The following is a 25,368-nucleotide window of genomic DNA, read 5'->3' on the forward strand; positions in this document are numbered from 1 at the left end:
CTAATATTATTTTTAAGGCCTCAATAAGACCAGGAAGTTTTTCATATGTGGTTTGATCGAATGGTTTAGAAAATAAATTTATAGGGTACATAAAATACTGTGTCTTAAACCTAATGGTTGTGGCTAGCTTTTTATAAAAATAGAGGTGTGTAAAAAATGAGAAATTTACTACGAGATGCGGTTCAGCTAAAAAAGAAAAATTTAATTAATAAGCTAATTAAACTTGGAATTTATAAAAAAAATAACAAACATCTTTATGAATTGACTTTAAGTGAACTTGAAAATGAGTATATATACATGAACACGAATGGCCTTGTGTCTAATATAAAAGAAAGATAACAGTACAGCTGTATTAAAAATCCCACTAAAATAAAAGGTTTTAGTGGGAAAAGAAAATCACTTTATTTGTTTTGTCTTCAAGGTGACAGCAAGGGGGTCATTTTCCAAACAATATTCAAGCAATACGATTTTTCCTTCTTGTTCTAGATGATGTGCCGTAAATATGAGGTCCTCTGCTTCTTCTTTAGATGAAATATCCGATATCCTTACGTTCCCATTACTGTCGTAGATGTGACTTAATAATTCTTCTTTTTTCATTAAATCACCCCATTTAAAGGAATTAAATATTATTTACCCTAATAAGAAAAGGAATAAACACTTAATTTACTAAATTTAAGCGGGTAATAAAGTGTTTTTCATTTTTTATACCCTACGTTTAATCAAAAAACTCTTTGTCTAAAATAGTTTATTGAATGTTCCATTATATTACCCTTTTAGAATCATTTCTTATCAAACTCGAGGTGGCAATAAAAGAATGATTCAAATCACTAAAATTCAATTATTTATGCTCGTTATGTTATTTGAAGTGGGAAGCACAACCCTCTTTGCATTAGGAATCGGTGCTAAACAGGATGCTTGGCTGTTGGTTTTACTAGCATTCTTTATCAGCACAGGTCTAATTTGGGCCTATACACAATTCCCAAGAATTTGTCCTGAACAAGATTTTTCCGAAATACTTAATGAAGCAGTAGGAAGAAAATTAGCCATTCCATTGTTGTTCATATACGGGGCCTATTTTTTCGACAGCGCCAGTTACAATTTTTTTGAATTTGGGGCACTGATTAAAATGTCTGCATTGCCGATGACACCTATTCTCGTTATCCTTTACTTTTTTATGCTCGTATCGATTTACATTCTATCGTTAGGTTTTGAAGTTTTAGCAAGAACCGGAGAAATTTTATTGCCAGTTTTTATTATTTTTATGATTACGATTTATGTTTTTACCATGTTTTCAGGTCAATTTGATATCAATGAGATACTGCCTATTTTAGGCAATGGAATAAAACCGCTTTTAGGGAAAACATTATTTGACGTTGTGCTTTTCCCTTTTGGTGAGCTTGTCGTTTTTATCATGTTTTGGCATTTTGTAAGTAAGCAGGAAGGCATTCGAAAAATTACTTTTATAGCAGTGGCGCTTTCAACATTTTTAATTATCTTTTCACTCATTATCATGCTTTCTATTATGGGGCCAGATCTTACAGCCAATACGGAAATTCCATTATTACAAACGATCCTATCTATTAATATCGCTAACTTTTTCACGAATTTAGACTTATTAGCCGTTTTAATCATGTTTATCGGCGGTTTTTACAAAATGAGTTTGCATTTTTACGGCGGTGTCCTTGCACTTACCTGGATATTTAAAATTAAAAATATTAGATGGGTGATTCTTGCTATAGGATTGATCTTCCCGATTTGGAATAACCTGCGATTTGAAAATATTGCTTATCACCGCTGGCTCGGTTTTGAGGTTCACCCGTATGTAATGGCCATGATCAACCTTATGACCATATTATTATTAATCGTTATTTTTCTAAAGAAAAAAGTGATGATCTTAAAAAAGAGGAGAAAGAGTGATGCTAATTCTACAAGTAATCAGGAAAGCTGATCTACTAAGTAACATCATATTATTCGGAAGTTCCATGTTTATTTTAGTCTTTCTCCTGTTGATTGCTGTCCATTTGTTCACATTAATGTTTAAGCGTTAATTTTTGGCTTGGGATGGTCCTCGCATTAATCCGGTCGATTTAATTTTAAAATGAACATTGACTGTATAGGGAACTTCAGCAAACCGATCATTCCAATCTTCTTTTACTGCATTCCATACTTTTGGTTCTTCTTTGTTTAAAGCTCTTCCAAATCCAAAAATATCAGCATGGAATTCTTTTTGCGCTTTTTCTATCGCTAATTTGATATCTTTTTCGATTTGCTTATTCATTTTTTCTTCCGTCTTCTTCATATGTTCAAGTCTTTTTGTATTGTCTTCAAGAGATGTCGTCACTTCCTGTTCGGTGATAATCCCTTCAGCTTTCACGTTAATGGTAAAAGAGATTTCTTTTCCTTTCACCGTTGGCTTAATGGATGTGTCGGCTTTTTTCACTTCAACCGATTCATATCGGTTTTCATTTACAGGGGAGGGGAGGGATACTGCTCCCGATTGTACTTCACTTTTGCACCATCGATAGCCGATTGTTTGATGTTCATTTAAGTATCCAACTAATTTATCCTTATTAAAAACAGCTCCGCCGGACAGTTTTACATGTTTTTTTGAAAATTTGTCTTTCTCAATTTTTAATACCCCAACCACGGGTTCAATTCCGCTTCCAATCGACTCTTTATAAAAATTAAGAAGATTGATTTGGGTTCCTTTTAAATGAAATTTCGTATCCTCAATCATATCTCTTATTCGGAATGCAGGGATGGATTCGATTCCTCCTGTTTCTATTCCCAAAATCTCACTTGCTGGTGTATTCTTTGCAATACACACGAACACATACCCCCGTACTTCTTTCCCGCGCTGAAAAAAGTCAAGTACTGGCAACAGTCCTTCTTTTGCCAAGGTTTCCCCAATCACAATCACTTTGGTATGGGCATAAAATCCTTTACGGTCGAATTCTAGATTGGAGTTCCGTATGGCTTCAAAAATGGTTTTTCCCGTTGTAACCGCTTTTTCAACGGGCTTTTCGGAACTGGGCATTTGGGTACTGATTGCCCCTGGTCTTAGCATTTGTGTGGAAACAATAAATTCCCCGGAATCCGGATCTTTATCAATGGCAACTCCCATTACGATTCCCAGCTGCTTTAATTCAGTCCTGTCCCAGCAACCTGTCAATAGCAATAAGCAAATACAACAGAAAACCGCCTTTTTCATACCTGACCTTCACCTTCATCTTCATCCTTTTTGGGAGTATTGGGTTTGTTTCCATAACCCGATCTTTTCGAGTTCTTCCAAGTGATCGATTGCGGCCGGGAATGAAAAAGCCAAATCGGCAAGCGAATAATCGAATCCTTCCATTCACTCCAAATAATTGGCGCCTGAGGTGTTAAATAGGGGGTGCCAAAAGACCTAAGAGAGCATAAATGGCCCAGAATAATCATAAAACCCATTAATATTCCATATAAACCCAATGAGCCTCCTAATATCAACAAAAGAATTCTCGATAAAATAATGGCATCATTAAATGCAGGTACCACAAACCCGGCAATCCCTGTAATCGCAATCCCAATGACCATGGCCGAGCTGACCAAACCTGCTTGAACGGCTCCTTCTCCAATAACTAGGGCACCAACAATGCTAATCGCCGAACCTACAGGTCTTGGCATCCTTACTCCTGCCTCTCTCAGAAGTTGAAAGGTGATTTCCATTAACAAGGTTTCAATAAAAATAGGGAAGGGAACACGTTCTTCCCCAGCAGCCATTGTTGCCAACAAGAGTGAAGGAACCATCTCTTGATGATAGGTGGTAAGGGCGATATAAAAGGGCGTGGCCGCAACAGCAATGAATAGGGCTAATAATCTTAATAATCGAATGACTGAGGATAAATAAGGCCGGGAGTAATAGTCCTCTCCTACTTGTAACCCCTCGATAAATAGGAAGGGAACGGTCAAGACAAAGGGTGTCCCATCACAGAGTATTGCCACTCTTCCTTCTAGTAATTTAGAAGCAACTTTATCAGGTTTCTCGCTATTTCCCACAGAAGGGAAAATCGAATAGGGGTTGTCCTCGATAAATTGTTCTACATATCCTGATTCCAATATGGAATCCACATTGATACGCTGCAGCCGGGTACGTACCTCTTCCACAACCTTTTCATTGGCAATCCCTTCAATGTAGCCTATACGAATACTTGTCTTGGTCTGTTTGCCGAGCTTAATATTTTCAAACTTTAAATGGTGGTTGTTAATTTTTCTGCGAATTAACGCAGTATTGACCTTTAACACTTCATTAAAACCTTCACGTGATCCTCTTACACTTGATTCAGTATCAGGCTCGCTTACATTCCTTGTTTCAAAACCTTGAGTACTCATAGCGAGAGCCGAATCAAATCCATCTATAAAAAGGATCGTCTTTCCGGTCAAGACACTGTCAATAACTTGATCTATCATATTTAGCTCTTGCATATCTGCCGTGTGAATAATCCTATTTCTTATCAGGGTAAGTAAATTGCTTTGATCCAAGTGTTGAGGTGAAGAGTTGGGCTCCATTAACGGCTTTAATATATTTACATTGATATAATCTTCATTCACTATTCCATCTAAATAACAAATAAAAACCTTATATGTTTTTTGGTTCAGAAACTCAAACTCTCTATAAAGGATATCATCCGTTTTTCCAAAAATATTTTTTAATAAAGAAAGGTTTTCAGCCAAGTTTTTATCAATATATTCGTAAGTTATGACAATCTGCTCATTTTGTTTAGAAGATAGGTTTTGAGGAAGGATTTTCTTTAAAGATTGAAATAAACTTCGCATTTAGTTTCCTCTTTCAATTTTAATGAATGGTTTTCTGTTATTATTTGTAAATGGTTAGGAATCATTCTTTTTTCCACTGGCGGATTTTTTCCTTATTAATTTACAAAAGAAAATGAGATTAAGTTTGTGGCTGTAAACCCCTTGTATGTTAAGAAAACCAAAGAACTGGATGATAACAGAAATAACTATGCCATATAAAGACACCCTATGACAAAGTATGCAGGTATGACTCAGTGGACATAAAATCCTCCCTATGGATGCATACTATATTTATTAAAATATCTTAATGAATTGGGGTTTTTTGAAAATGGATGAAATAAGAAATACTAATCAAGTAGAAGAAGTAAATAAACGCCTTAAGGATATTCCGAAGGAAGTCGAAGCAAGAAGTATTGAAAATCAGCCTCAAACTGGTAAAAATGAGAAAGCGATCGAACCGTTTTAAGAACATAATCCTGTAGGTAAGACTCAGGTCTGATCTGGCGTGGAGAACAATAAAAATAAAAAACATTGAGGTCGTACCTCAATGTTTTTTATTTGCTAAATAGGTATTAAATATCTAGTTTACGTGTACCCAGCGCTTTCACCATTTCAGGATCTCTATGTGAAAAGAACAGGCTTTCCTTCGTGTCTAACGTCGCCATTCTTTCCATATCCTCTTGATGTAATTCAAAGTCAAAGATATTGAAGTTTTCAACCATTCTTTCTTTGCGAACAGATTTTGGAATCACAACGACTCCTCTTTGCGTTAACCAGCGTAAAACCACCTGGGCAACGGATTTATTATATTTAGCGGCTATTGCTAATAAGGTTTCGTTCTGGAACATGTTGTTTCTTCCTTCAGCAAATGGACCCCAGGATTCGATCTGAACATTGTTGTCTTTCATAAATTTAGCACTTTCCATTTGCTGACAGAAAGGATGTGTCTCCACCTGGTTTACGGCAGGAACTACTTCATTATGAATGATCAAATCCACTAGACGGTCACTATGGAAGTTACTCACCCCGATTGCCCTGATTTTCCCCTCGCGGTACAATTCTTCCATCGCACGCCAAGAACCATATACATCGCCATATGGCTGATGAATTAAATATAAATCCAAATAATCCAATTGCAGTCTTTCCAGCGAGTTTTCAAATGCTTTCTTTGTGCGTTCATAGCCTGTATCCTGAACCCATAATTTCGTAGTAATAAACAATTCCTCTCTTGGCACACCGCTCCGTTTGATCGCTCTGCCTACGGCTTCTTCATTTAGATAAGAGGCGGCGGTATCAATCAATCGATAACCTGACATAATCGCGTCGTAAACAGCTTGTTCACATTCGTTTTCATCTCGGATTTGAAAAACTCCAAAGCCGAGTATCGGCATTTCAACACCATTGTTTAAAATTACTTTTTGCATATGAAATCCTCCTATTTTCCTTTATTTTCTGATGATATAATTAAATTTTAAAAAGAACTTCGACTCCCTTATTATGCAATAAGTGAAAAAGAAACCCTTAACCCATTCCTACCAAATCATTGCCTAATTCTCTTAAAGCACTTACGAAACAGACGAATATAAATTAAACTGAAACTAACAAGTATTAAAAAACAAGGAGGGTCTTATGTCTAAGGAAATCTATACACAGCAGGTAGAACTTGCCCAACTTATTGAGCGTTACACAGAACGGGATGGTTCTCACATGACTGCTATTCCATCTTTATTTTTCTCTCGTTACTCTGATGCAGCCGGACCATTTTACGGTGTATATAAGCCTTCCTTATGCATTGTGGTTCAAGGGATGAAGGAGGTATTTCTATCACAAGAGCTCTTTAGGTACGGTCCTGCCGATTACCTTGTTGCATCCGTTAACCTTCCAATAACCGGACAAGTTACAGAAGCCTCTTCTGAAGTCCCTTACCTGGCTCTAAAACTTGAATTTACTCCGAATGAAATATTGGAGGTGCTTCGTGAATTCCAAATGGAAGCTGAAAAGAAGGAAAATGCTAAACGAGGGATGTATGTCAGCAAAATAGAGCCATCTTTGTTAGACGCGGTAACAAGATTAGCCCGTTTGCTAGATAATCCCGAAGACATTAAGGTACTTGCTCCTTTAATTAGGAAAGAAATCATCTATCGGGTGCTTCAAGGAGAAAATGGGGGTGTGCTAAAACAAATAGCAATAGAAGGAAGCTCTACCTTTCAAATCAGTGACGTGATTGAACATATCATGAATCATTATGAAAAGTCTTTCAAGATTGAGGAACTTGCGGGAATAGCAAATATGAGTGTTTCTTCCCTTCATCGGCACTTTAAAGAGGTAACCGCGATGAGCCCCATTCAATTCCAAAAACAACTGAGACTTCAAGAAGCTCGGAGCCTGTTACTTTCTGAATCAGCTGATGCAACAGATGCGGCATTCCGGGTTGGCTATGAAAGTCCATCACAATTCAGCCGTGAATATTCCCGTATGTTTGGGTTGCCGCCAAAAGAAGATATCAAGCGCCTAAGGGAGGACTATGACAAAACGATAAACGCGTGAATCCCCTCCAAAATGGCTGGGGCTTTTTTTGTGGAGGATAGTGCCACATTACATCATCCCCCCCTAAAACCAGGTAATAAGTATAAAAAGTATAAGGTATTCAATAATAAGATTGTTGACTAACATAACTAACGGAGGGACTAGATGATGAAGAAGGGCTTAATCTTATTTGCAATCCTTATATTTAGCCTTGATTTGGCTGGATGTACCAGAAATAACGTCAATAAAAATGATGTGACAAAGAACAACATCACCACCAACAGGAACAATAATGTTATTGATAATCGTTCTAAGATGAGAGTGGCCGATGATGCAGCTGAAAAAATAGCAGACTTGCCAGAGGTGGACACGGCAAATGTGATTGTGACAGAAAATAATGCGTATGTAGCTGTAAAGCTTTCCTCTGAATCCCGAAATAAGGGGACTAAGAATATTGAGCATAAGATTTCACAAAGAGTTAAATCTACTGATCGTGATATTGATCATGTTTATGTATCGGAAAACCCTGATTTTTATGATCGAATGAACACATACGCGTCAGATATTCGTAACGGTAAACCAGTTTCAGGTTTCTTTAATGAATTTACTGAAACCATTCGCAGAGTATTCCCAAAGGCTAAATAAAATGGAAAAATGCTTGGCATAGGCTAAGCATTTTTTTTTATAGGTAAAATTCCTCTTTCACCCAGTTTATTCAAGAAGTTATTTTTACTAGTTTTTTATTTGTAATTAATTTTAAGAACCATGGAAAGAAGAACTTATAGGTTATAAAATAAACAGGTACCCCATACCATGTTTCCCAGTTTTTATTTTTCATGTATCCGACTTTCACTAAGCCTAATTCTAATATAAAAGATACTAATGTAAAGCTAATGGCAAAAATCCATCTTTTTGAAGAGCTATAAAAATTAACATAAATGACAGCTATACAAGCAGGAACAAAGCTAAGTAGAACGGCATCGCTAAGCTCAGTAGTATTACTCTTTGCAAGGTCAAATAAATCAAATATCGACCCTGCAATAGAATCGGAAATCCAGGTTAAATGTCCAGCTACTCCCAAAGTAACTAATATTCCTGCCCATGTTAGATTTTTTTTAGGCATCCATATCACAATAAATATTAAAATAAGGAATAATATCCAAACGTACCATTCACCTTTGTACTTCATAAATTCCATAAAAAAATCACCTAACCCTCTTTTGCCCAATTAAGCACCAAATTTATCCTTTGTAAATTGGTTCTAAAATATTCTCAATTCTCTTGAACTAAGCACCCTTCGTTGAAAATGAAAAAATGGCTGCCCAAATAACAGCCATTCTCTAAAACAATTTTTGGATATTTTCCTTTTTGATAGCAAATGAATTTTTGTTACACAAATGACATATTCGTAATGATGGTGTCATATAATTTATCAATCACATAGGAAGGAGGAGAGACCCATGGATAACCGGATTTTCTTATTCCTTGCTACCATTTTATCTGGTTTTGCACTTATAAAAGTTCCTTTAGCTGATTCTTTTCTCGAAAGCGTTTCACCCGTTACAGATATCCTTGGCATTTTAACCGTTTTAGTCTTTTCACTAGTCTTAATTTATAAGGGTGTAAAAGGCTTGTTTAGTAAGTAAATAAGGATTGAGGAAAGCACTCTATCGGTGCTTTTCTCTTTTTTATTTTTACGGCAAGTCCAGAATAGGAGGGAAGCAAAATAAACGTAGATTGTCTATGAAGAAAAGGAGGTGAGGGGAATTCCTTATTCTCTTAAAGGACTACATAATTTTTATGAGAAACAATTGTCCTATTGTTTTCAAAGTATTTACCTGAGAAATTTTCTAGAATTTCAATTACGACCGAGTTCTCACCGACTTTCTCCACCTTCCCTTTAATGCCATTAATCGAAACAATATTGTCTCCTACCATTGCCTTTTTCAAAAACATGATACCACTCCTTACAAATTATTTATTTACTAGGCATTTTACATGGAAAAAGGCAGTAAGTCATAGAAACTGTCAGATGATCTTCCATAGAAAAGCAGAGGGACGGTTCTCATGCTTCCGAAGCATGGGAACCGTCCCTCTGCTTCCACGCTTCGATTTTTGTCGAGGATTGATAGGTTTTTAAATGGAAAGAAAATGATAGAATGGATTGCAACTGAATATTGTGAGGGTGGCCGTTGTCGGTCTTCTTTTCTCTTATTGAGAAAGGGGGTGATTAACTGGAAACTTTTCTTGAGCTTCTGCTAGAGGTTCTAAAAGGAATTTTGCGTGAGGTTAGCGCTTATTTCTTTCGGAAGAACGTGTTAGAAAACAGGAAAACCACCCTACGCCGTCGCAAGCAAAAGGGTGGTTCGCAAAAATAATTACTAAGACAACCACCGCCCTGACGGAAGAGGTTGCAAGAGAAGTGTTAGCAGCACTTCTCTTTTTTATTATATATCCATTATATACAAAAACATTCCCATTTAAAAGCTATTACATAGGGTTTACTTTTGCCACTAAAGACCCTTGTGCCTTCCTTTTATGAAAAGTAATTTTTTTGTAAAAATATAAAAATTCTCTATTCAGAACGTCGGTTGAATGGTATAATTTACCTGTTTTTAATACTTTAGGACTAGGGAGGACCTATATGACGTGGTTTACCAAATGGGCATTACGGAACAAAGCCGCATTGGCTTTTGCCGTATTTGCCTCAATGATTTTTGGGATTTTTAGTTACACCACGATTCCAATGGAGCTGATGCCAGCTGCAGATCAACCGTACGTGACCATTTCAGTGGTTGGAAATGGTATCGATGCGGTAAGCATGGATGAACAGGTCACGCAGCCAATTGAACAGGCATTGGCCGGCGTCAGAGGAAAAAAAGATGTAGCCGCACAAACTGGAAATAACTTTACTCAGATGACCGTCACCTTTGAATCTGACATCAATGTAAAAGAAGCAAAACAGCAAATTCAAGAAAGAATTTCCATGGTCAATCTCCCCAATGGGGTCATGAAACCATACGTTGTCAACCTCAACACCTCTGAAATTCCGATTGTAGAACTAGGTCTTACTTTTGATAAGGAAATTGGCAATAAGGAGCTAACCTTAGTAGAAAAAGAGATTATGCCAATGTTCCAAGACCTAAAAGGTATCGGCAATGTCATCACCAACGGCGGAAAAAATCAGCAAGTCATGATCCAAGTGGACCCAGCCAAATTAGCCGCAGCAAAATTCCCGCTTGAAAAACTTTATACCCTTCTTCAAGGAAAAAATGCTTCTGTTGCCGTGGGCGAACAAACGTTAAACCATGAAGCAACAAGTATTATCGTCACAGGAAAAATGGAATCACTGGAGGACCTTAAAAATATCCAGTTAACCAGTAACACCAAACTGCAGGATGTGGCTGATGTTACCCTGCAAAAGGATACCGAAAGCATCACCCATTTGAATGGGAAAAACTTTATCGACATCGTTATTCAGAAGGATTCTACCTCCAATGCCGTTACCCTTGGAAAACAGGTAGAAGACGTGGTTAATAAAATCAACAAAGACTTCAAAGGAACATTGCAAGCAACGATTTTTATGAATTTAGGGAATACCGTTCTTGATTCCATTAATTCGATGACAAGAGAAGTATTGACCGGAGCCTTATTTGCAACTCTTATTATCTGGTTATTCCTGCGCAGTTTCCGAATGACCTTGATCACGATTGTCAGCATTCCACTGTCTCTGTGTATTACGATGATTTTACTTTCCTTCTTTGGCGTGACCTTAAACATTCTCACGCTCGGAGGAATTGCAGTATCGGTCGGACGTTTAGTGGATGACAGTATCGTAGTAGTCGAAAATATTTACCGAAGGAAGAAAGACAATGAATTAACGCCTGCGTTTCTCGTAGAAGCGGTAAAAGAAGTGGGAGCAGCTATTACATCATCCACCCTTACAACAGTGGCCGTATTCCTTCCAATGATGATTGTTTCGGGAGGTTTAAGAGATCTTGTGGCCCCGTTTGCGATTACGATCACTTGTTCACTGCTCGCTTCACTGATTGTTTCGCTCACAGTGGTACCAGTACTCAGCGGCCGGATGATGAAAAAGATAAAGGTGAAAGAACACAAGACCAATACGTTCTACCCATCTGTGTTGAAATGGTCGCTTAACCATAAATGGCTTCCAATTATCCTAGTGATTCTTGTTGTGGTTGGGTCCGTTGGGTTATTTGTGAGTATGCCTAAAGGGTCTGTCGATCAGAAGGATTCCGCCTACATAGCCATCAGTCTTCGCTATCATAACGGAACCCCAATCAGCGAAATAAATGACGGTGTTTCGAAAATGGAGAGCATTCTTGCCGATAAAAAAGGGGTAAAAAACCATATTGCCATCGCAGGAGTCAATGAGGATGCTGCAAAATACGGCAATCTGCAAGATGCAAACGTTGTTCAATTTATGGTTTTCCCTAAAGAAGGGACCGATTCTGCCAAGTTTGTAAAAGACATCCGAAAAACAAAAGATCAATTTCCTGGTGCGGAGCTGACGGCAGACACTGCTGGTTTGTTGGGAGTGAATAAAACGTCAGTTTCAGTGGATGTCATTGGCAACAATGAAGACGATATTAAAAGAGCAGCTGCTATCGTTAAGAAAGATATCAGCACCATTGATGGTGTACAAAAAGTAGAAAGTAACGATCAAAATACAAAGCCAACCGTTACGATTACGGTGGATTCAAAATTAGCCAACGCACAGGAAATCTCTCAGTCTATTTATGCGATGATTCAGCCTGCTGCGATTGGAAGCATCAAAATAGATGGGCGAACCACAACCGTTAAATTGGGCGCTTTAAAAGAAGTTCAAACGGCGAATGATCTAAACGATTTGCAGCTAATGACACCCAATGGACCAGTGGCTTTATCAAGCATCGCCAAGATTGAAGAAAGTAAGGAGCAAGGGACCATCTATTCCAAAGACGGCCATCATTATCTGCAAGTCAGTGCTTTTGTGGATTCAGATAAAATGGTGGACGTGGCGGGTGAGATTCAAAAACAGATCGCCGTGTGGGATAAAAATAATAAATTTGGAAAGGGAACAAGCGCAGAGATCACCGGTTCTGCGATGCAGTCATCGGATGATTTAGCTGAACTGGGCAAACTGGCCATGCTCTCGATTGGAATTGTGTTTATGATCCTGCTTGTTACCTTAAAGTCGTTCCGTGCAAGCATTGCTATTCTGATTTCTCTGCCGCTTGCAGCGATTGGTTCCCTATTAGGATTGGTGATTACTCACTCGAGTATTAATATCTCTTCGGGGATCGGGATGCTGATGCTGGTTGGGATTGTTGTCACCAATGCGATCGTGCTGGTGGACCGAATTCGTCATAATGAGGAGAGTATGAGTATTCGCGAAGCGATTATGGAGGCTGGAGCTGTGCGTCTGCGTCCGATTCTGATGACAGCCCTTGCCACGGTGTTTGCCATGCTTCCGCTGCTTGTTGCCCATGAATCGGCCATGAGTTTAAACCTGGTTTCAAAGGGACTTGCGGTGGTAGTCATTTTTGGTCTCATCGTATCCACCCTTTTGACGCTGATTGTGATTCCAACCTTCTACGAATTATTCCATTTCCGGAAAGCCAAAAAGCAAAGGCTGCAAGATAACCAGGTTACATTGAGTCAGTAAAAAATCAGGGGGACGGTTCTCATGCTTCCGAAGCATGAGAACCGTCCCCCTGTTTCCTGAATAGGCGAAAACCTATATAGGTACCAAACGTATTTAAAATAACATCATTAATATCGGTCCACCTGTTAGGCATGGTTAATTGGATGCATTCAATCATGATGGATAGAGATAATCCAATCAAAGTGACTGTTAGGGTGGATCTCAGTTTAGGATACATAATGGGCAGGATGAAGCCAAAAGGAATAAATAAGGCAATATTCCCCCCAACGTTAACCATGAATCCGGTGGATAGGGGATCTCCTAATCCTTTGAACGGTATGAGGTTGATTTCTCCTTTACTCATTCCTATGCCTAAGGAAGGTTCGGGCAGCATCGTATAGCGGAAAATAAACACAAGTGACAAAATAAAAAGTAAACGAATCAGTATCTTTTTTTTCATAAGGGCTCCTAATAAGAATGTCTCGAGACTTTGGAAGTTTTTGTCTTCTATTATGACATAAAAACTACTTGGTTTGGTAGTTTTATTCATACTATAAGCCCGTTTATTTTTGTGGAGTTACCGAACTTTTAGAGAAAAGACTTTTAAAATATTAATTGTAATACTAGACGAAAAAAGAAATATGACGTAATCCATAAATGCAGGGATAAAAAGATCCCCCATAAACAGCCATGCCCAAAATTTCTACCATCAACGTTTTCTTGCATGGTTTATCCACTCCAAATGTATAATAAATCAGGCTCTCTCCATGAGGGCCATAGGTACTGCTCTTCGCTCAATCATGTATATTTAATAGCTATATACTATTGAATAGTAGTGAAAGATGTTACAATTACAAAAACGACATAGTTCGTACGAAAGGGCAAAGCCATTGAAAAGTGGTGTCGCAAAACTAGAGGGGCTAAGATTTTTATAAATTATGCCAGCCAGTTACCGAATATGTATCACCTTACGACGAATTATTAGTCTATTCTAGGGGGTTACTATGTTAATTTTTATTGCTGGTTTGATTGTTGGTTCGTCCTCCATGCTGTTTGTTATGAGTTTAGCGGCTGCCGCCAAAAGAGGAGACCAAATGTTAAATGAACAGGCACAAATTGAATTTAAATGAGCAGTAAACAATCCTACATGTAGGATTGTTTTTTATTTTTTTAGATTTAATTAAACTTTTTTTGATAGATATCATGTATATTTTTCCCTGAAAGATAGAAATTTAAACTCATAGTGATAAAGAATAAGTTCTCCACATAGGAAAAGATATGTAGTATCCTAATATCTGGAGACAATTCTAATGTAGGGTGGGAAAGTGAAGGTGGACAATATGACTTGGAAAGTTAACCATTCTCGCAAGGAAAAGATTGACCGATTTGGAATAACCATAGATCAAGTCCTTCTTCCAAACGGGGAAGAAAAGACTTTTTCCTATTTAGACTTTGCAAAGGGCGTTTGCATTCTGCCGATTACGAAAGATCATGAAGTGATCTGTCTAAAACAATACCGCCATGCGATGAAAAGCTGGCAATGGGAATTGCCTGCTGGAATGATTGATACAGAAGGAGATGCCCCCCTTGAGGTTGCGAAACGGGAATTAGAAGAAGAAACAGGATATGTCGCGGAGCATTGGCTTGAATTAGGAAGTTTTTATCCTTCTCCAGGTTCAACGACAGAGGAAATCTTCTTGTTTGCCGCAGCCGGCTTAACTCCTACCGAGCAAAAGTTGGAGAATAGTGAGCAAATTGAACTGCATTATCTTTCTATGGAAGAGCTGAAGGAGTCAGTGGCTAATGGAGATTTCAAGCACGGTGCGGGGCTTGCCGCTATTTTAAGATATAAGTTTATGACAGATTAACATCAGGAGGAGGACTTCGATTGGAACCATTATTTTTACAATCTGTTTTTAAAGAGAGAATTTGGGGCGGGAGGGCCTTACGGGATGTGTTCGGATATGAAATCCCGTATGAACATACCGGAGAGTACTGGGCCATTTCTGCTCATCCGAATGGTCCATCGATGATAGAAAATGGACCTTATCAGGGGATGACTTTAGATAAATTATGGAAAGAACAGCCTGGGCTTTTTGGGAATCCGAAGGGGAAGGTTTTTCCTTTATTGACGAAGATTTTGGATGCCAATATGGATTTATCAGTTCAAGTGCATCCCGATGATACATATGCGATGGTTCATGAAAATGGGGAACTGGGAAAAACAGAATGCTGGTATATTATTGATTGTAAAGAAGATGCTGATATGATTTTTGGCCATAATGCCAAAACGAAGGAAGAATTACAGCAGCAAATTAGGGAGGGGAAGTGGAGTGACCTGCTTCGCCGCGTGAAAATCAAGCCAGGCGACTTTTTCTATGTGCCAAGCGGAACCATTCATGCTTTATGTGAGGGAACACTTGTATTAGAAACGCAGCAGAGCTCAGATACTACCTATCGCGTCTATGATTATGATCGTCGGGATAGTGATGGGAACTTACGAGAGCTTCATTTAGAAAAAGCTATGGAGGTTACCACTGTTCCTCACCAGGATGCGGTTAGCGAGAGAGTAGTTCGAGAGAATGATAAAACAAGAATGACAACATATGTAGAATCAGCATTTTTCTCGGTTTATAAGTGGGAAGTTGCTGGTAAGTCTAGTTTTTCTTTTAATGATCAGTATTTGCTGTTTAGTGTGATCCATGGTGAGGGAAGCCTCATTCATAACGGCCGGCGATATGATTTGAAGAAGGGGAGTCATTTTATTCTTCCTGTCGGATTTGGAGAGTTTGAAGTAGACGGGAATTGTGAGATGATTGTGTCACATACTTAATTGCTGAATGATAAAAAGAGTAAGGTTCCATTATGGTTGGTGGTCCTTACTCTTTTCAATATGTTAAGAATATTTACTTAGAAAGTATATGACCAATCCCCATAAAAGGATTGAAAACAATAGCCCCCAGAAACATCCTTTGGCAAAGGAGCCTTCTTTGTCATTTAACAGCATTGGGTTCAAACTCCCTTAACTTTGCCTCTAATCTTTTACTTTCATACCATTCTACGATTTTTCGCTCTTTTGCAGTCAAGTACCCTGACTTCACTCTAGGTGCATTTTTTCTCATGTTTCTCTTGTTCATTTTTTCCTCCAAAGTGATCGTACGGAGGTCAAATATTGTTTCGGTAACTGGCAAGCATAGTCCAAGACCTTAGCCCCTATAGTTTTGCGTAACCATCTTTCAATGGTGCTGCCCTTTCGTACGATTGAATTTAACAATAGTATAAATGATATCGGTTACTTTGGGAAGAATTTTGTCTGCTTTTATCGATTTTTGTCGAATCATATTTATATTTCTGTCCAAAAGTAAAAAGAGTAAGGATCCTTATTGTTTGTGGATCTTTACTCTTATATTTTTATATTATAGTTAATTTTTTAGTACCTGCTACATGACTATACGTAAAAGTAGTTTCATCCAACCGAAAAACGCAATCCATAACGGAACACTAAGAGATGTACCCCAAAATAACCCTACTAATAGATTCCCTTGTCTGTCCATGATCATCCACTCCTATTGATAGTTGTAGATACCTATTATGTTTTTCAATTGTGTTTAATTAAATATATATGGAAACGCTTACAAAATCAATAGGATAAATGCATGAATTTTGACGCAAGGGGACGGTTCTCCTGCGTTTTTTAGAGAATGGTTGGGATTTCTTTCCCGCCTTTATTCTCATTCACTCATTTAAACAAACTATTTTCATGCTTATTGTTTAAAAGTTTAGGAATATTTGGTATGTTAATGGTAAAATAAACCTATTGAGGAGGAGCCGATGAAAATAAAATCGATTATTTGTTTTTTTCGTAAAAGACATAAGTATAACTACTATACCGGTACCTGTATACGGTGTGGGAGGAAAAGCAGGAGAGAAATAACTCAATAAAGCTTGGAATTACATATAAATATAGGTTTCCTATGTACCTTTGAGGAGTTACCGGATGCTCATCGGATGGTAAATGATAGTTGGGGACTTTCAATCCGGGATTTGAAAATGGCTGCTGCTTGGCTTGTTGGCTCAAATTTTCTAAATAAAAACATTTAAAATACAAACCACCGCTTTATGTTGAAAAAGCGGTGGTTTGTGTTTGGGGCTAAATGGGTATATTAAACTTCAAAATAATTAAAATACGTACTATTTCTACAAAATAATACAATTTTCCATGTGGGATTGATTGTAAAGCATAAACTTAATATATTTAGAGGAGGAGATTAAGAAATGAATCATGACGCAAAGCAAAGCCTTGTAGACTTTTCACAAATTGTCAAAAAGGCATACGAAAATGGCGAAAATGAAACTGAGATGACACTTGAAAAATTAATTGAAGATTTAAAAGCTGACTTAAAACAACTAGTTATCTAGAATAACGGGGGAATCACGGGGACGGTTCTCATGCTTCGGAAGCATGAGAACCGTCCCCGTGATTTTTTTTTGGCTGAATTTGTCGAAAAATATCATGTTAATTTTTAGAAGTTGTTTGGTAAGATGTTACTGGTGCTTAGTACCTATTTTGAGGGATACATAGAAAGGGGATTTATGTGAAAAAATATAGAATTTTGTCCTTTTTAATTTTATTTATTTTGATTTTATCCACTAAGATGGACACCGTTTTTGCGGCAGCAGGAGATCGTGGTACGCCATATAATGCTTGGGAGAATCATAGATTTACATTCCAGCAATATTATGGTGATACCTCCAAGGTTGTAGAATTGAAATTATTACAAATGTATAAAGGTGAAGAAGCCAATTCGATAGTTGCCAGAGAAAATATGTTTAATGATGAACCAGCCGCGGATGAAGAATGGCTTTTAATGAAGTTTAACTTAAAATATGTATCGGGACCAGCAACAGAGTCTTTATACGCGAGCGATGTCATGTGGAGCGAAGATAGTTTTTTTACAGCTAGCGGACAGAAGATTTCCCCTATTTCTTCAGCCTCATTCTCAGATCAACTCAGTGGTTTGGGAGAATATGATGTGGAGTTATATCCTGGTGGTCAATCTGAAGTTTGGTACGGAATATTGGTTAAAAAGACAGTAGGTTACCCTTATATAAGAGTAGCAAATGGTTATAGCAGCTCTACTTATGAAACCATCTACAAATGGCTTAACACCAACCCAACTTACTACATGCAGCCAACCAATTTAAAGGCGGCTGCCACTTCATACACTAATGTTAATTTAAGTTGGACAGCAGGAAGTGGGGTTTCAGGATATGAGATCTATCGATCAACATCCAGCACTGGACCTTTTACAAAAGTAACTTCTACCACAAGTACTTCCTATAACAATACAGGTTTAACTACAGGCACCACTTATTTCTATAAAGTTAGATCTTATCAAACCGGGACATCGACCGTTTATAGTAGTTTTACTCCAGTCGTTGCGGTGAAACCAACACTTGCTATTCCATCTTCAGCTAAGGCCGTTTCATCGGCATATAATAGCATCAAGACAAGCTGGGGAGCAGTCAGTGGTGCAAGTGGTTATGAGGTCTATCGGGCAACATCCAGTACAGGTTCTTATTCACTTGTAGGTTCTACCACTGCTACCAGTCTGAATAACTCGGGGCTTACAACCAATAAACCATATTATTATAAAATCAGAGCTTACCGAATGATTGGAACTAAGGAGGTTTATAGTAATTTTTCAGCAGTAGCATCTGCAAAACCGATACCATCTGTTCCAGCAAACTTTAAAGCAACTAGACTAACTACAACCAGCTTTAAGTTGACCTGGAGTTTTGTAGCAGGGGTAAATGGTTATGAACTTTATAGAGCCACATCTTATAGTGGAACTTACACTCTATTAAAAAACACAACATCCCTTTATTACACCAATACTGGATTAATCATGGGGAAAACCTATTATTATAAACTAAGAGCCTATACAACTGTGGGCACAACTAAAGTATATAGCGGTTGGAGCACGATTATTAGTGTAAGACCATAAAATGAAGGAAGCATGGGGACGGTTCTCATGCTTCTTTTTTGAAAATTAACTAAAGCCCCTCTCCATGGAGAAGGGCTTTTTGTTGTGTATCAGGGAAAGCGTTCATGGTGATTTATATCTTTCCCTTAAAAACAAAATAATATTCTTTCTTTGGTCAGGTTGAAAGAAATAATGATATTATGGGTGATATAGGAAGAAATGGAAGGGTATTAGGGGGGGAAGGGCCATGAAGTTTGTCTTGATATTTGGACCACAGGCTGTTGGTAAGATGACAGTAGGGCAGGAATTAGCGAAAATTACTGAGTTGAAATTATTCCATAATCACATGACCATTGAATTAGTAACCCCCTTTTTTGATTACGGTACGAAAGAGGGACAAAGACTAGTAAGTTTATTTCGCCAAGAAATATTTGAGTCCGTGGCGAAAAGCGATTTGTACGGTTTAATATTCACTTATGTTTGGGCATTCGACCTTCAAGAAGATTGGGATTATATTGAACAAGTTTGTGAGATTTTTGAATCAAGGGGCGGCACCGTTTATTTTGTTGAACTTGAGGCGGATTTGGGTGAACGGATTGAGCGGAATCGCAGCCCTCATCGGCTTGAGCATAAGCCCACCAAGAGGAATGTGGAGTGGTCCGAGGCAAACTTGAAAAAATCAATGGAAAAGTATCGATTAAATTCATTGCCTGAAGAAATCACGAAGGGAAATTATTTGAAAATAAATAATACCAATTTAAGTGCAGTGGAAGTGGCGAACAGGATTAAAGAAAGATTTGAGTTATAGATGAACCTTCCTATTGCTAAAAGAATAAGCAGAGAGTTATGTCTCTCTGCTTATTTCTATTGTCAATTCCACAAACGTCAAGTCCTCATTTAAATCATCAAAAGTTAGGGGGGAAGCACGAGAACCGTCCCCATGCTTCTATAGTTTTACTGCTTTTAAATGCTGAAGAATGGTGACATAGGTCTTGTTCGGTAGCATATAGTTGTCTCCATAACATTGTTGTAAGATATGGTGAGGTTCAGCAGGGCCTTGAAAGTGTGTGTCTTCAAAGGGCAATTCATTTATTCCGTTAAAGACTTTATTAGATTGATAATAAGGACCGGGACTCAGTGGTCTATAAAGATAACTAGGTGAATAGGAGATCCATTCCTTATTTTTTGGGAGTTTGCTATAAAACGATTCTAAGTGTAAATAAAACTTTTTTAAAAAGTATAATTTGAATTTCCCTTTTCCAAGAATATCTAACTGAGTAAGCAGCTTATATGCAGGAAACATGATTAGAAGCCTATAGAGTTTGTCCACCCACAAAGATCGTAGTGCAAAATCAAATGTATAAACATCAATGAAAAGGCCTTTGTGTTGAAAATTACTGCTTGCATTTGGTAATTTTTCAATTACCTCTGTTTGATTTAGTCTTATCCTGAATTTTGGAAGTACTGGTGAGTAATATGGGTCATGTTCAAAGCATTCAATGCTGTAATCGCTAGACAGGCACTCTTGGAGAATACGATAAAAATTCCCCCGGTCTCCGTATTTTATTCCAATATCTATGTCATCATCCCATGGTATAAAGCCTTGGCTGCGGACGCTTCCTAACAAGGTGCCTCCATCCATAATGTAGGGTAAGCCTTTTTCTTTACATATTTTATCTACTTCTTTCAGCATCTTTAGTAAAGGTCGATGTAAATCCTCCATCGTATAAGTGTCCTGAAAGTTTAAATTATAAACAGGGATTTCACTAGGAAGTTGCGGCTGCTTTATCATGCCTTTGCAAATGCTTTCTTTAAATTTGTAAAAAAACTCCTTATATTCGTTGTTTTCCCTTAACAGGTTTTTTCGAATAATGATGGGAGTAATAATGTCATTTAAACGAGTTTGGAAAATCTTATCCTGTAACATTCTCAGATGAATGTCATCAATCGCTGCTGTAAATGCATCTTCTTTTATCAGGTTTAATAAATGCTGATATTCCCTTTGAATCGTTGTTGATTTGTATGTAACCTTAAAAATAATGGAGAAAATCGTAAAGGAAGGGATCAGCACATCAAAGAAAACCTCCTCGAGATTATTCATTACAAAAATAATGATAAAAATAAGTAAGAACAGCGCACAACTAAAAATCAATAAAAGACGATTTAACTTTTTGTATAAAAAAGCAGCATAGGATATGTTATCGGCTTGGCAAACAACGGTATTAATTAAGTGATCGGATGTGAATTTTTCCCCATACCATACAGGATATAATTCTGAATCCCTTTGTTTTTTGGCATACCTTTCAATTTCCTCTGGTCCCGGCAAATTTGACATATATTTGTTGGGTGGCAGATTAAAAACGTTACAATCATATTGTTCACGGAGATAATTTGAAACCTCTTTTAATCGTTTAATTTTTTCCGATATGATTAAGGTTAAAAGATACACAAGCCCTGAAAGGATAACACTGCTCATTTTTTCACTGATGTATTTATCCAAGTGGATTAACTGGGTTAAGTTAAAGCCGGTTATGTTTGAAATAATAGAATAAATAATAGGAACAACCGCTAGGTAAATATTAAACCAATTAAATTTTCTTGCTTGATGATAACTATAGTCCCTGGCCCTGAGTAGTTTAATATTATCGTAATTTCTCGTTTGCTTTAAAATGTCCATCATAATTCCTCTCTAGTCGAATTCATGGGGACGGTTCTCATGCTTCTAAAGCATGAGAACCGTCCCTATGATTATAGTCTTTTTACTCATTTTAATGTTAAAATAATACATATTATAATGCTATATATTTATTTATTACATAGTATTAGCCTGTGAATGAGTTAGTAAAAAGAAGCGAAATTTAGTTAACTGAGAGATATCCTGATTAAGCAACTACTTATAATTCCGTTACTGAAGTAGAAGTAAGTAAATAGAAAAGCAAAGGGACGGTTCTCGCGCTCGGAAGCACGAGAACCGTCCCCATGCTTACCCATGCTTACGTTTCCGCTGTTCTCTGTTGTACCTTAACTGCTTTGGAATCTTTTTCGGATGCTTGTGTTACCTTCTTGATAAACAGGGAAAGCAGTAATCCAATGATGCCAATCCCAATAATGACTAGGTAAGCGTCATTGATTCCTTGTATGGTAGCTTCTTTTACCATCTGTGCCTGGGTCCAACCCTTAGCAGCGGCGGAAGGAATCATATCGGTTACATGTGATTTCGTCCGGTCCGACATAACGGTGACGAGAAGCGAAGTTCCTACGGCACCAGCCACTTGCCGGATGGTATTGCTTATGGCGGTTCCATGTGCATTTAAACTTTGTGGCAGTTGATTTAAACCCGCTGTCTGTAGTGGCATCATCATCAAGGCCATTCCAATCCGGCGTCCTGTTGACATAAGAACCAAATACATATAACTTGTCGAGTCCGTCAGGTTGGTAAAGCCCAACGTTGTGGCAATCGTAATAATCATTCCGATTACAGCCAGCCATTTCGCGCCAAAGCGATCGAACAGTTTGCCGGTAACTGGCATAAGGAATCCCATGATTAGCGCACCCGGTAGAAGGAGAAGACCGGACTCTATAGCTGTATACCCACGGATATTCTGAAGGTAAAGCGGAAGCAGCATCATATCTGCATACATGACCATGGTCACCGCGATATTGATAATGGTCGTTAGAGAGAACATATTATACTTGAATGCCCGTAGGTCAAGGAGTGGATTTTGCGACTTCAGCGCCCTCCATGAGAAGAGTGCAAGAGCCAAGACACCCACTGTAATCGTGCTTATTACTTCCATATCTGACCATCCAAGGCTTCCAGCCCGACTGAAACCATAAAGTAAGGTGCCGAAACCAATGGTAGAGAGGATCACACTAAGAATATCGAGTTTTGACTTGATTCGGTCGTTAACATTTCGGAGATAAATAAAACCTAGAATAATAACAATGACGGCAAAGGGAATCATCCCGTAAAACATCGTTTCCCATTTGTAGTTTTCAATAATATAGCCGGCAATGGTAGGCCCAATGGCTGGAGCGAAAATGATCGCAAGTCCGACCATCCCCATGGCCGCCCCTCTTTTATTAGGAGGAAAGATGGTCAGAATGACATGGGTTAGCAGCGGCATAATAATTCCTGCACCAGCGGCTTGAATCATGCGTCCGGTTAATAATAAAGGAAAGCCCGTGGCCATCGCAGAAACGATCGTCCCTGCTAGAAAAATAAACATGGAAGCTTGAAAGAGCTCACGTGTGGTAAATCGCTGCATTAAGTAGGCAGTGATCGGAATCAGGACCCCGTTTACGAGCATGTAGCCTGTTGTTAACCACTGTGCGGTTGCAGCTGTGATTTTGAATTCAACCATTAGCTCAGGAGTAGCGACGCTCATGAGTGTTTGGTTTAAGGTGGCAATAAAGGCACCTAAAATCATAATGAACATAACAGGTCCTTTTTTTATCGAATTTGTGACATCTTTATGATGATTATTCAAATTTACCCTATCCTTTCTTAGTTGATTATAGACTTTTTTTACAAAGTGTTTAATAATTAACAATGTATAAATTACATTAGAAAACGGATATTGGCAATCGTCAATTTTTTTAAAAGTGTAATTTAGTTATCATTTTTTACGTGTTTTGTCTTAAATGTTGAAGATGATAGACAGAAATAAAAAAAGTGTAAATTTATTAAATAGAAGGGTGAGTAGCAGGGATGGACCATTCAAAATCACGTGTAGATCCGCGGATCCTTCGGACACGCCAATTAATCAAGGATGCCTTAATCGATTTACTGCAGGAGATGGACATGAATAAAATCACGGTGAATCGGATTGCGGAACGTGCAACCATTAACCGTGTCACATTTTATTTGCATTATGATGATATACAAGACATGATGGAGAAAATGGCACAGGAAATGGCCGAGGATATTGAGGGGATCATCACGAGGACCAAAACAACCCAAGATTCCGGTGAGGATATAGCTTGGTTGAATCTTGTCGCCCTGCTTGAATATATTGCTGAGAATGCCAAATTCTATAAAGTTGTACTTGGTACGAGACGAACTCCAGTCTTTACGGAGCGTTTGTTAACGATCCTTACAAAAAGGATCACAGAGAGTATAGAAAATAACCCCAAGCTTGTTAAGAAGGGCATTCAAAACGAAATCGTCATCTGGTACAGCTCCTCAGCCCTAATCGGCACCATCGTCGCATGGTTACGTAAAGACATGCCATACACACCCCAATACCTAGCCAAACAGATGTACACGCTCTTTCAAATAAATGGGAATCACGGGGACGGTTCTCATGCTTCCGAAGCATGAGAACCGTCCCTTTGATTACCTTTGAATACCCTTGGTTATGTGAAAAAGCATAGAAACCTGATATTATTAGTGCAAGAGTTTGGTTAGGTTTGAAATATAAGTTGAAAGGAATCTGATTACATGCGATTGCAAGGAAAGAAAGTTATTAGCTTAGTTCATCATGAATTTGAAGATCTAGAACTTTGGTATCCGATTCTAAGGCTTCGGGAAGAGGGGGCTGTGGTCCATCTTGCAGGGGAGAGGGCACATGAAAAATATGTAGGCAAGTATGGGGTGCCGGCGGAATCTGATTGTGCTTATAGCGATGTGAATGCGGTGGATTATGATGCCATTCTAGTTCCAGGAGGATGGGCTCCGGATAAAATCCGGCGCTTTCCGGAAGTTCTTTCTCTTATTCAGGAAATGGACGCAAGCGAAAAGCCCATTGGCCAGATTTGTCATGCCGGCTGGGTGTTGATTTCTGCTAAAATCCTAAAGGGGAAAAAGGTTACGAGTACGCCTGGTATCCGCGATGATATGGAAAATGCAGGAGCTGTTTGGTATGACGAGCCCGTCGTGACCGATGGACACCTGGTTTCAAGCCGTCGTCCCCCCGATCTGCCTGACTATCTGCGGGAATTTATTAAAGTATTGGAACAGAAGTAGTTATTGGAAGGAGCTTAACTTGTGTTAGGCTCCTCTAGTAATTTTACCTATTAATTTGTACTCCTCTTAGCGCAAATTCAATGTCCTTTTCATCTTTTTTTGAAGCAAATATTTGAGATTCATTACTAGTTTCCTAATTTATCAGGCATCATGGGTTTATTTTAATCGACTTTTGGACAAAATTGCGGCTAGGGAGGAGAATGCAAAATGATGACTAGAAAAGAATATTTAGAAGCCATTACGTTTGTCACGGAAGAAGAGGAACGATATAAACGATTAGTTCGTTTAGTTTCAAAGAGGGTTAACAGAGATTTAACGGGAAAAGAAATTAAATATATTCACTGGATGGCTGGAATCGACACAGAAGCGTTCGAGGTATTTGAAAAAATATTCGAAGATATAGGATAAACAGAGTAAACAGAGGGACGGTTCTCATGCTTCCGTAA

Annotated in this window: 27 protein-coding genes and 2 riboswitches; of the genes, 17 read left to right on the forward strand and 10 right to left on the reverse strand. The window is 38.2% G+C overall.

The window, feature by feature from the left end:
- Positions 1–156: 156 nt before the first annotated feature.
- Entirely contained in the window at positions 157–339 is a 183-nt protein-coding gene (locus tag CVD27_RS15190; protein WP_101648744.1) for a Fur-regulated basic protein FbpA, read from the forward strand.
- A 57-nt stretch (positions 340–396) separates the two neighbouring features.
- Here the strand turns inward: CVD27_RS15190 and CVD27_RS15195 are convergent, their stop codons facing one another.
- Positions 397–597 (reverse strand): hypothetical protein, encoded by a 201-nt coding sequence (locus CVD27_RS15195; protein ID WP_101648745.1) that lies wholly within the window; start codon positions 595–597, stop codon positions 397–399.
- A 217-nt stretch (positions 598–814) separates the two neighbouring features.
- On the opposite strand from CVD27_RS15195, the gene CVD27_RS15200 reads away from it, so the two are divergent.
- Positions 815–1,948, forward strand: a complete 1,134-nt coding sequence (locus CVD27_RS15200) for a GerAB/ArcD/ProY family transporter (RefSeq protein ID WP_101648746.1) — start codon at positions 815–817, stop codon at positions 1,946–1,948.
- 96 nt (positions 1,949–2,044) lie between these two features.
- Here the strand turns inward: CVD27_RS15200 and CVD27_RS15205 are convergent, their stop codons facing one another.
- Positions 2,045–3,172: a Ger(x)C family spore germination protein gene (locus CVD27_RS15205; protein WP_180960299.1), complete on the reverse strand. Its 1,128-nt coding sequence runs from the start codon at positions 3,170–3,172 to the stop codon at positions 2,045–2,047.
- 35 nt (positions 3,173–3,207) lie between these two features.
- Positions 3,208–4,812, reverse strand: a complete 1,605-nt coding sequence (locus CVD27_RS15210; RefSeq protein WP_101648748.1) for a spore germination protein — start codon at positions 4,810–4,812, stop codon at positions 3,208–3,210.
- Between the two features lie 307 nt (positions 4,813–5,119).
- Between CVD27_RS15210 and CVD27_RS28185 the strand changes: the two genes are divergently transcribed.
- On the forward strand, positions 5,120–5,257 hold the full coding sequence (locus tag CVD27_RS28185; protein WP_180960300.1) for a hypothetical protein: 138 nt from the start codon (positions 5,120–5,122) through the stop codon (positions 5,255–5,257).
- Between the two features lie 106 nt (positions 5,258–5,363).
- Here CVD27_RS28185 and CVD27_RS15215 read toward each other — a convergent pair whose 3' ends face one another.
- The gene (locus CVD27_RS15215) at positions 5,364–6,215 is read right to left on the reverse strand and encodes an aldo/keto reductase (RefSeq protein ID WP_101648749.1); all 852 of its coding nucleotides are present in this window, start codon (positions 6,213–6,215) and stop codon (positions 5,364–5,366) included.
- A 205-nt stretch (positions 6,216–6,420) separates the two neighbouring features.
- On the opposite strand from CVD27_RS15215, the gene CVD27_RS15220 reads away from it, so the two are divergent.
- Together CVD27_RS15220 and CVD27_RS15225 are read left to right on the forward strand one after the other, a co-directional pair.
- Positions 6,421–7,338 carry an AraC family transcriptional regulator gene (locus tag CVD27_RS15220; protein ID WP_101648750.1) on the forward strand — a complete coding sequence of 306 codons (918 nt, stop codon included), beginning with the start codon at positions 6,421–6,423 and terminating at the stop codon, positions 7,336–7,338.
- A 144-nt stretch (positions 7,339–7,482) separates the two neighbouring features.
- The gene (locus CVD27_RS15225; protein ID WP_101648751.1) at positions 7,483–7,962 is read left to right on the forward strand and encodes a YhcN/YlaJ family sporulation lipoprotein; all 480 of its coding nucleotides are present in this window, start codon (positions 7,483–7,485) and stop codon (positions 7,960–7,962) included.
- 70 nt (positions 7,963–8,032) lie between these two features.
- Here CVD27_RS15225 and CVD27_RS15230 read toward each other — a convergent pair whose 3' ends face one another.
- Positions 8,033–8,515 carry a hypothetical protein gene (locus CVD27_RS15230; protein ID WP_101648752.1) on the reverse strand — a complete coding sequence of 161 codons (483 nt, stop codon included), beginning with the start codon at positions 8,513–8,515 and terminating at the stop codon, positions 8,033–8,035.
- Between the two features lie 262 nt (positions 8,516–8,777).
- Here CVD27_RS15230 and CVD27_RS15235 point away from each other — a divergent pair, with 262 nt between their 5' ends.
- The gene (locus CVD27_RS15235) at positions 8,778–8,963 is read left to right on the forward strand and encodes a hypothetical protein (protein ID WP_101648753.1); all 186 of its coding nucleotides are present in this window, start codon (positions 8,778–8,780) and stop codon (positions 8,961–8,963) included.
- 133 nt (positions 8,964–9,096) lie between these two features.
- Here CVD27_RS15235 and CVD27_RS15240 read toward each other — a convergent pair whose 3' ends face one another.
- Positions 9,097–9,273 carry a YkvS family protein gene (locus tag CVD27_RS15240; protein ID WP_257984373.1) on the reverse strand — a complete coding sequence of 59 codons (177 nt, stop codon included), beginning with the start codon at positions 9,271–9,273 and terminating at the stop codon, positions 9,097–9,099.
- Positions 9,274–9,961: 688 nt separating this feature from the next.
- Between CVD27_RS15240 and CVD27_RS15245 the strand changes: the two genes are divergently transcribed.
- Complete coding sequence (locus CVD27_RS15245; protein WP_101648754.1) at positions 9,962–12,988, forward strand: efflux RND transporter permease subunit; 3,027 nt, start codon at positions 9,962–9,964, stop codon at positions 12,986–12,988.
- Between the two features lie 19 nt (positions 12,989–13,007).
- Here CVD27_RS15245 and CVD27_RS15250 read toward each other — a convergent pair whose 3' ends face one another.
- Positions 13,008–13,427, reverse strand: coding sequence for a VanZ family protein (locus CVD27_RS15250; protein WP_180960301.1), 420 nt, complete (start codon positions 13,425–13,427; stop codon positions 13,008–13,010).
- Between the two features lie 410 nt (positions 13,428–13,837).
- Positions 13,838–13,924: riboswitch (cyclic di-GMP riboswitch) on the forward strand.
- A gap of 47 nt (positions 13,925–13,971) precedes the next feature.
- On the opposite strand from CVD27_RS15250, the gene CVD27_RS28775 reads away from it, so the two are divergent.
- From CVD27_RS28775 to manA, 3 genes are all read left to right on the forward strand, one after another.
- The gene (locus tag CVD27_RS28775; RefSeq protein ID WP_257984374.1) at positions 13,972–14,097 is read left to right on the forward strand and encodes a hypothetical protein; all 126 of its coding nucleotides are present in this window, start codon (positions 13,972–13,974) and stop codon (positions 14,095–14,097) included.
- Between the two features lie 210 nt (positions 14,098–14,307).
- The gene (locus CVD27_RS15255; RefSeq protein ID WP_101648756.1) at positions 14,308–14,835 is read left to right on the forward strand and encodes an NUDIX hydrolase; all 528 of its coding nucleotides are present in this window, start codon (positions 14,308–14,310) and stop codon (positions 14,833–14,835) included.
- A gap of 20 nt (positions 14,836–14,855) precedes the next feature.
- Positions 14,856–15,800, forward strand: a complete 945-nt coding sequence (manA, locus tag CVD27_RS15260) for a mannose-6-phosphate isomerase, class I (RefSeq protein WP_101648757.1) — start codon at positions 14,856–14,858, stop codon at positions 15,798–15,800.
- 160 nt (positions 15,801–15,960) lie between these two features.
- Here manA and CVD27_RS28190 read toward each other — a convergent pair whose 3' ends face one another.
- Positions 15,961–16,104 (reverse strand): hypothetical protein, encoded by a 144-nt coding sequence (locus CVD27_RS28190; protein WP_180960302.1) that lies wholly within the window; start codon positions 16,102–16,104, stop codon positions 15,961–15,963.
- Between the two features lie 39 nt (positions 16,105–16,143).
- A riboswitch (cyclic di-GMP riboswitch) is annotated at positions 16,144–16,227 on the reverse strand.
- Positions 16,228–16,912: 685 nt separating this feature from the next.
- On the opposite strand from CVD27_RS28190, the gene CVD27_RS28195 reads away from it, so the two are divergent.
- The 4 genes from CVD27_RS28195 to CVD27_RS15270 all read left to right on the forward strand — a co-directional run bounded on the left by CVD27_RS28195 (position 16,913) and on the right by CVD27_RS15270 (position 19,762).
- Positions 16,913–17,068: a hypothetical protein gene (locus tag CVD27_RS28195; protein ID WP_180960303.1), complete on the forward strand. Its 156-nt coding sequence runs from the start codon at positions 16,913–16,915 to the stop codon at positions 17,066–17,068.
- A gap of 174 nt (positions 17,069–17,242) precedes the next feature.
- Positions 17,243–17,386 (forward strand): hypothetical protein, encoded by a 144-nt coding sequence (locus CVD27_RS28200; protein ID WP_180960304.1) that lies wholly within the window; start codon positions 17,243–17,245, stop codon positions 17,384–17,386.
- Between the two features lie 176 nt (positions 17,387–17,562).
- Entirely contained in the window at positions 17,563–18,975 is a 1,413-nt protein-coding gene (locus tag CVD27_RS15265) for a fibronectin type III domain-containing protein (RefSeq protein WP_101648758.1), read from the forward strand.
- 226 nt (positions 18,976–19,201) lie between these two features.
- Entirely contained in the window at positions 19,202–19,762 is a 561-nt protein-coding gene (locus CVD27_RS15270) for an AAA family ATPase (RefSeq protein ID WP_101648759.1), read from the forward strand.
- Between the two features lie 138 nt (positions 19,763–19,900).
- Here CVD27_RS15270 and CVD27_RS15275 read toward each other — a convergent pair whose 3' ends face one another.
- Positions 19,901–21,631, reverse strand: a complete 1,731-nt coding sequence (locus CVD27_RS15275; protein WP_180960305.1) for an S-4TM family putative pore-forming effector — start codon at positions 21,629–21,631, stop codon at positions 19,901–19,903.
- Between the two features lie 316 nt (positions 21,632–21,947).
- Positions 21,948–23,393: a DHA2 family efflux MFS transporter permease subunit gene (locus CVD27_RS15280; protein ID WP_180960308.1), complete on the reverse strand. Its 1,446-nt coding sequence runs from the start codon at positions 23,391–23,393 to the stop codon at positions 21,948–21,950.
- Positions 23,394–23,665: 272 nt separating this feature from the next.
- Here CVD27_RS15280 and CVD27_RS15285 point away from each other — a divergent pair, with 272 nt between their 5' ends.
- From CVD27_RS15285 to CVD27_RS15295, 3 genes are all read left to right on the forward strand, one after another.
- Complete coding sequence (locus CVD27_RS15285) at positions 23,666–24,277, forward strand: TetR/AcrR family transcriptional regulator (RefSeq protein WP_101648762.1); 612 nt, start codon at positions 23,666–23,668, stop codon at positions 24,275–24,277.
- A 120-nt stretch (positions 24,278–24,397) separates the two neighbouring features.
- Positions 24,398–24,922 (forward strand): type 1 glutamine amidotransferase domain-containing protein, encoded by a 525-nt coding sequence (locus CVD27_RS15290; protein ID WP_101648763.1) that lies wholly within the window; start codon positions 24,398–24,400, stop codon positions 24,920–24,922.
- Between the two features lie 207 nt (positions 24,923–25,129).
- Positions 25,130–25,330 carry a hypothetical protein gene (locus CVD27_RS15295; protein ID WP_101648764.1) on the forward strand — a complete coding sequence of 67 codons (201 nt, stop codon included), beginning with the start codon at positions 25,130–25,132 and terminating at the stop codon, positions 25,328–25,330.
- The last annotated feature ends 38 nt before the right edge of the window (positions 25,331–25,368 follow it).

This window comes from Neobacillus cucumis (genome assembly GCF_002860255.1).
Lineage (GTDB): Bacteria > Bacillota > Bacilli > Bacillales > Cytobacillaceae > Neobacillus > Neobacillus cucumis_A.

Coding starts and splice junctions, on each gene's coding strand:
- CVD27_RS15190 (WP_101648744.1), top strand. CDS start 157: ATGAGAAATTTACTACGAGATGCGGTTCAGCTAAAAAAGAAAAATTTA.
- CVD27_RS15195 (WP_101648745.1), bottom strand. CDS start 597: ATGAAAAAAGAAGAATTATTAAGTCACATCTACGACAGTAATGGGAAC.
- CVD27_RS15200 (WP_101648746.1), top strand. CDS start 815: ATGATTCAAATCACTAAAATTCAATTATTTATGCTCGTTATGTTATTT.
- CVD27_RS15210 (WP_101648748.1), bottom strand. CDS start 4,812: ATGCGAAGTTTATTTCAATCTTTAAAGAAAATCCTTCCTCAAAACCTA.
- CVD27_RS28185 (WP_180960300.1), top strand. CDS start 5,120: ATGGATGAAATAAGAAATACTAATCAAGTAGAAGAAGTAAATAAACGC.
- CVD27_RS15215 (WP_101648749.1), bottom strand. CDS start 6,215: ATGCAAAAAGTAATTTTAAACAATGGTGTTGAAATGCCGATACTCGGC.
- CVD27_RS15220 (WP_101648750.1), top strand. CDS start 6,421: ATGTCTAAGGAAATCTATACACAGCAGGTAGAACTTGCCCAACTTATT.
- CVD27_RS15225 (WP_101648751.1), top strand. CDS start 7,483: ATGATGAAGAAGGGCTTAATCTTATTTGCAATCCTTATATTTAGCCTT.
- CVD27_RS15230 (WP_101648752.1), bottom strand. CDS start 8,515: ATGGAATTTATGAAGTACAAAGGTGAATGGTACGTTTGGATATTATTC.
- CVD27_RS15235 (WP_101648753.1), top strand. CDS start 8,778: ATGGATAACCGGATTTTCTTATTCCTTGCTACCATTTTATCTGGTTTT.
- CVD27_RS15240 (WP_257984373.1), bottom strand. CDS start 9,273: ATGTTTTTGAAAAAGGCAATGGTAGGAGACAATATTGTTTCGATTAAT.
- CVD27_RS15245 (WP_101648754.1), top strand. CDS start 9,962: ATGACGTGGTTTACCAAATGGGCATTACGGAACAAAGCCGCATTGGCT.
- CVD27_RS15250 (WP_180960301.1), bottom strand. CDS start 13,427: ATGAAAAAAAAGATACTGATTCGTTTACTTTTTATTTTGTCACTTGTG.
- CVD27_RS28775 (WP_257984374.1), top strand. CDS start 13,972: ATGTTAATTTTTATTGCTGGTTTGATTGTTGGTTCGTCCTCCATGCTG.
- CVD27_RS15255 (WP_101648756.1), top strand. CDS start 14,308: ATGACTTGGAAAGTTAACCATTCTCGCAAGGAAAAGATTGACCGATTT.
- CVD27_RS28190 (WP_180960302.1), bottom strand. CDS start 16,104: ATGAACAAGAGAAACATGAGAAAAAATGCACCTAGAGTGAAGTCAGGG.
- CVD27_RS28200 (WP_180960304.1), top strand. CDS start 17,243: ATGAATCATGACGCAAAGCAAAGCCTTGTAGACTTTTCACAAATTGTC.
- CVD27_RS15270 (WP_101648759.1), top strand. CDS start 19,202: ATGAAGTTTGTCTTGATATTTGGACCACAGGCTGTTGGTAAGATGACA.
- CVD27_RS15275 (WP_180960305.1), bottom strand. CDS start 21,631: ATGGACATTTTAAAGCAAACGAGAAATTACGATAATATTAAACTACTC.
- CVD27_RS15280 (WP_180960308.1), bottom strand. CDS start 23,393: ATGTTCATTATGATTTTAGGTGCCTTTATTGCCACCTTAAACCAAACA.
- CVD27_RS15285 (WP_101648762.1), top strand. CDS start 23,666: ATGGACCATTCAAAATCACGTGTAGATCCGCGGATCCTTCGGACACGC.
- CVD27_RS15290 (WP_101648763.1), top strand. CDS start 24,398: ATGCGATTGCAAGGAAAGAAAGTTATTAGCTTAGTTCATCATGAATTT.
- CVD27_RS15295 (WP_101648764.1), top strand. CDS start 25,130: ATGATGACTAGAAAAGAATATTTAGAAGCCATTACGTTTGTCACGGAA.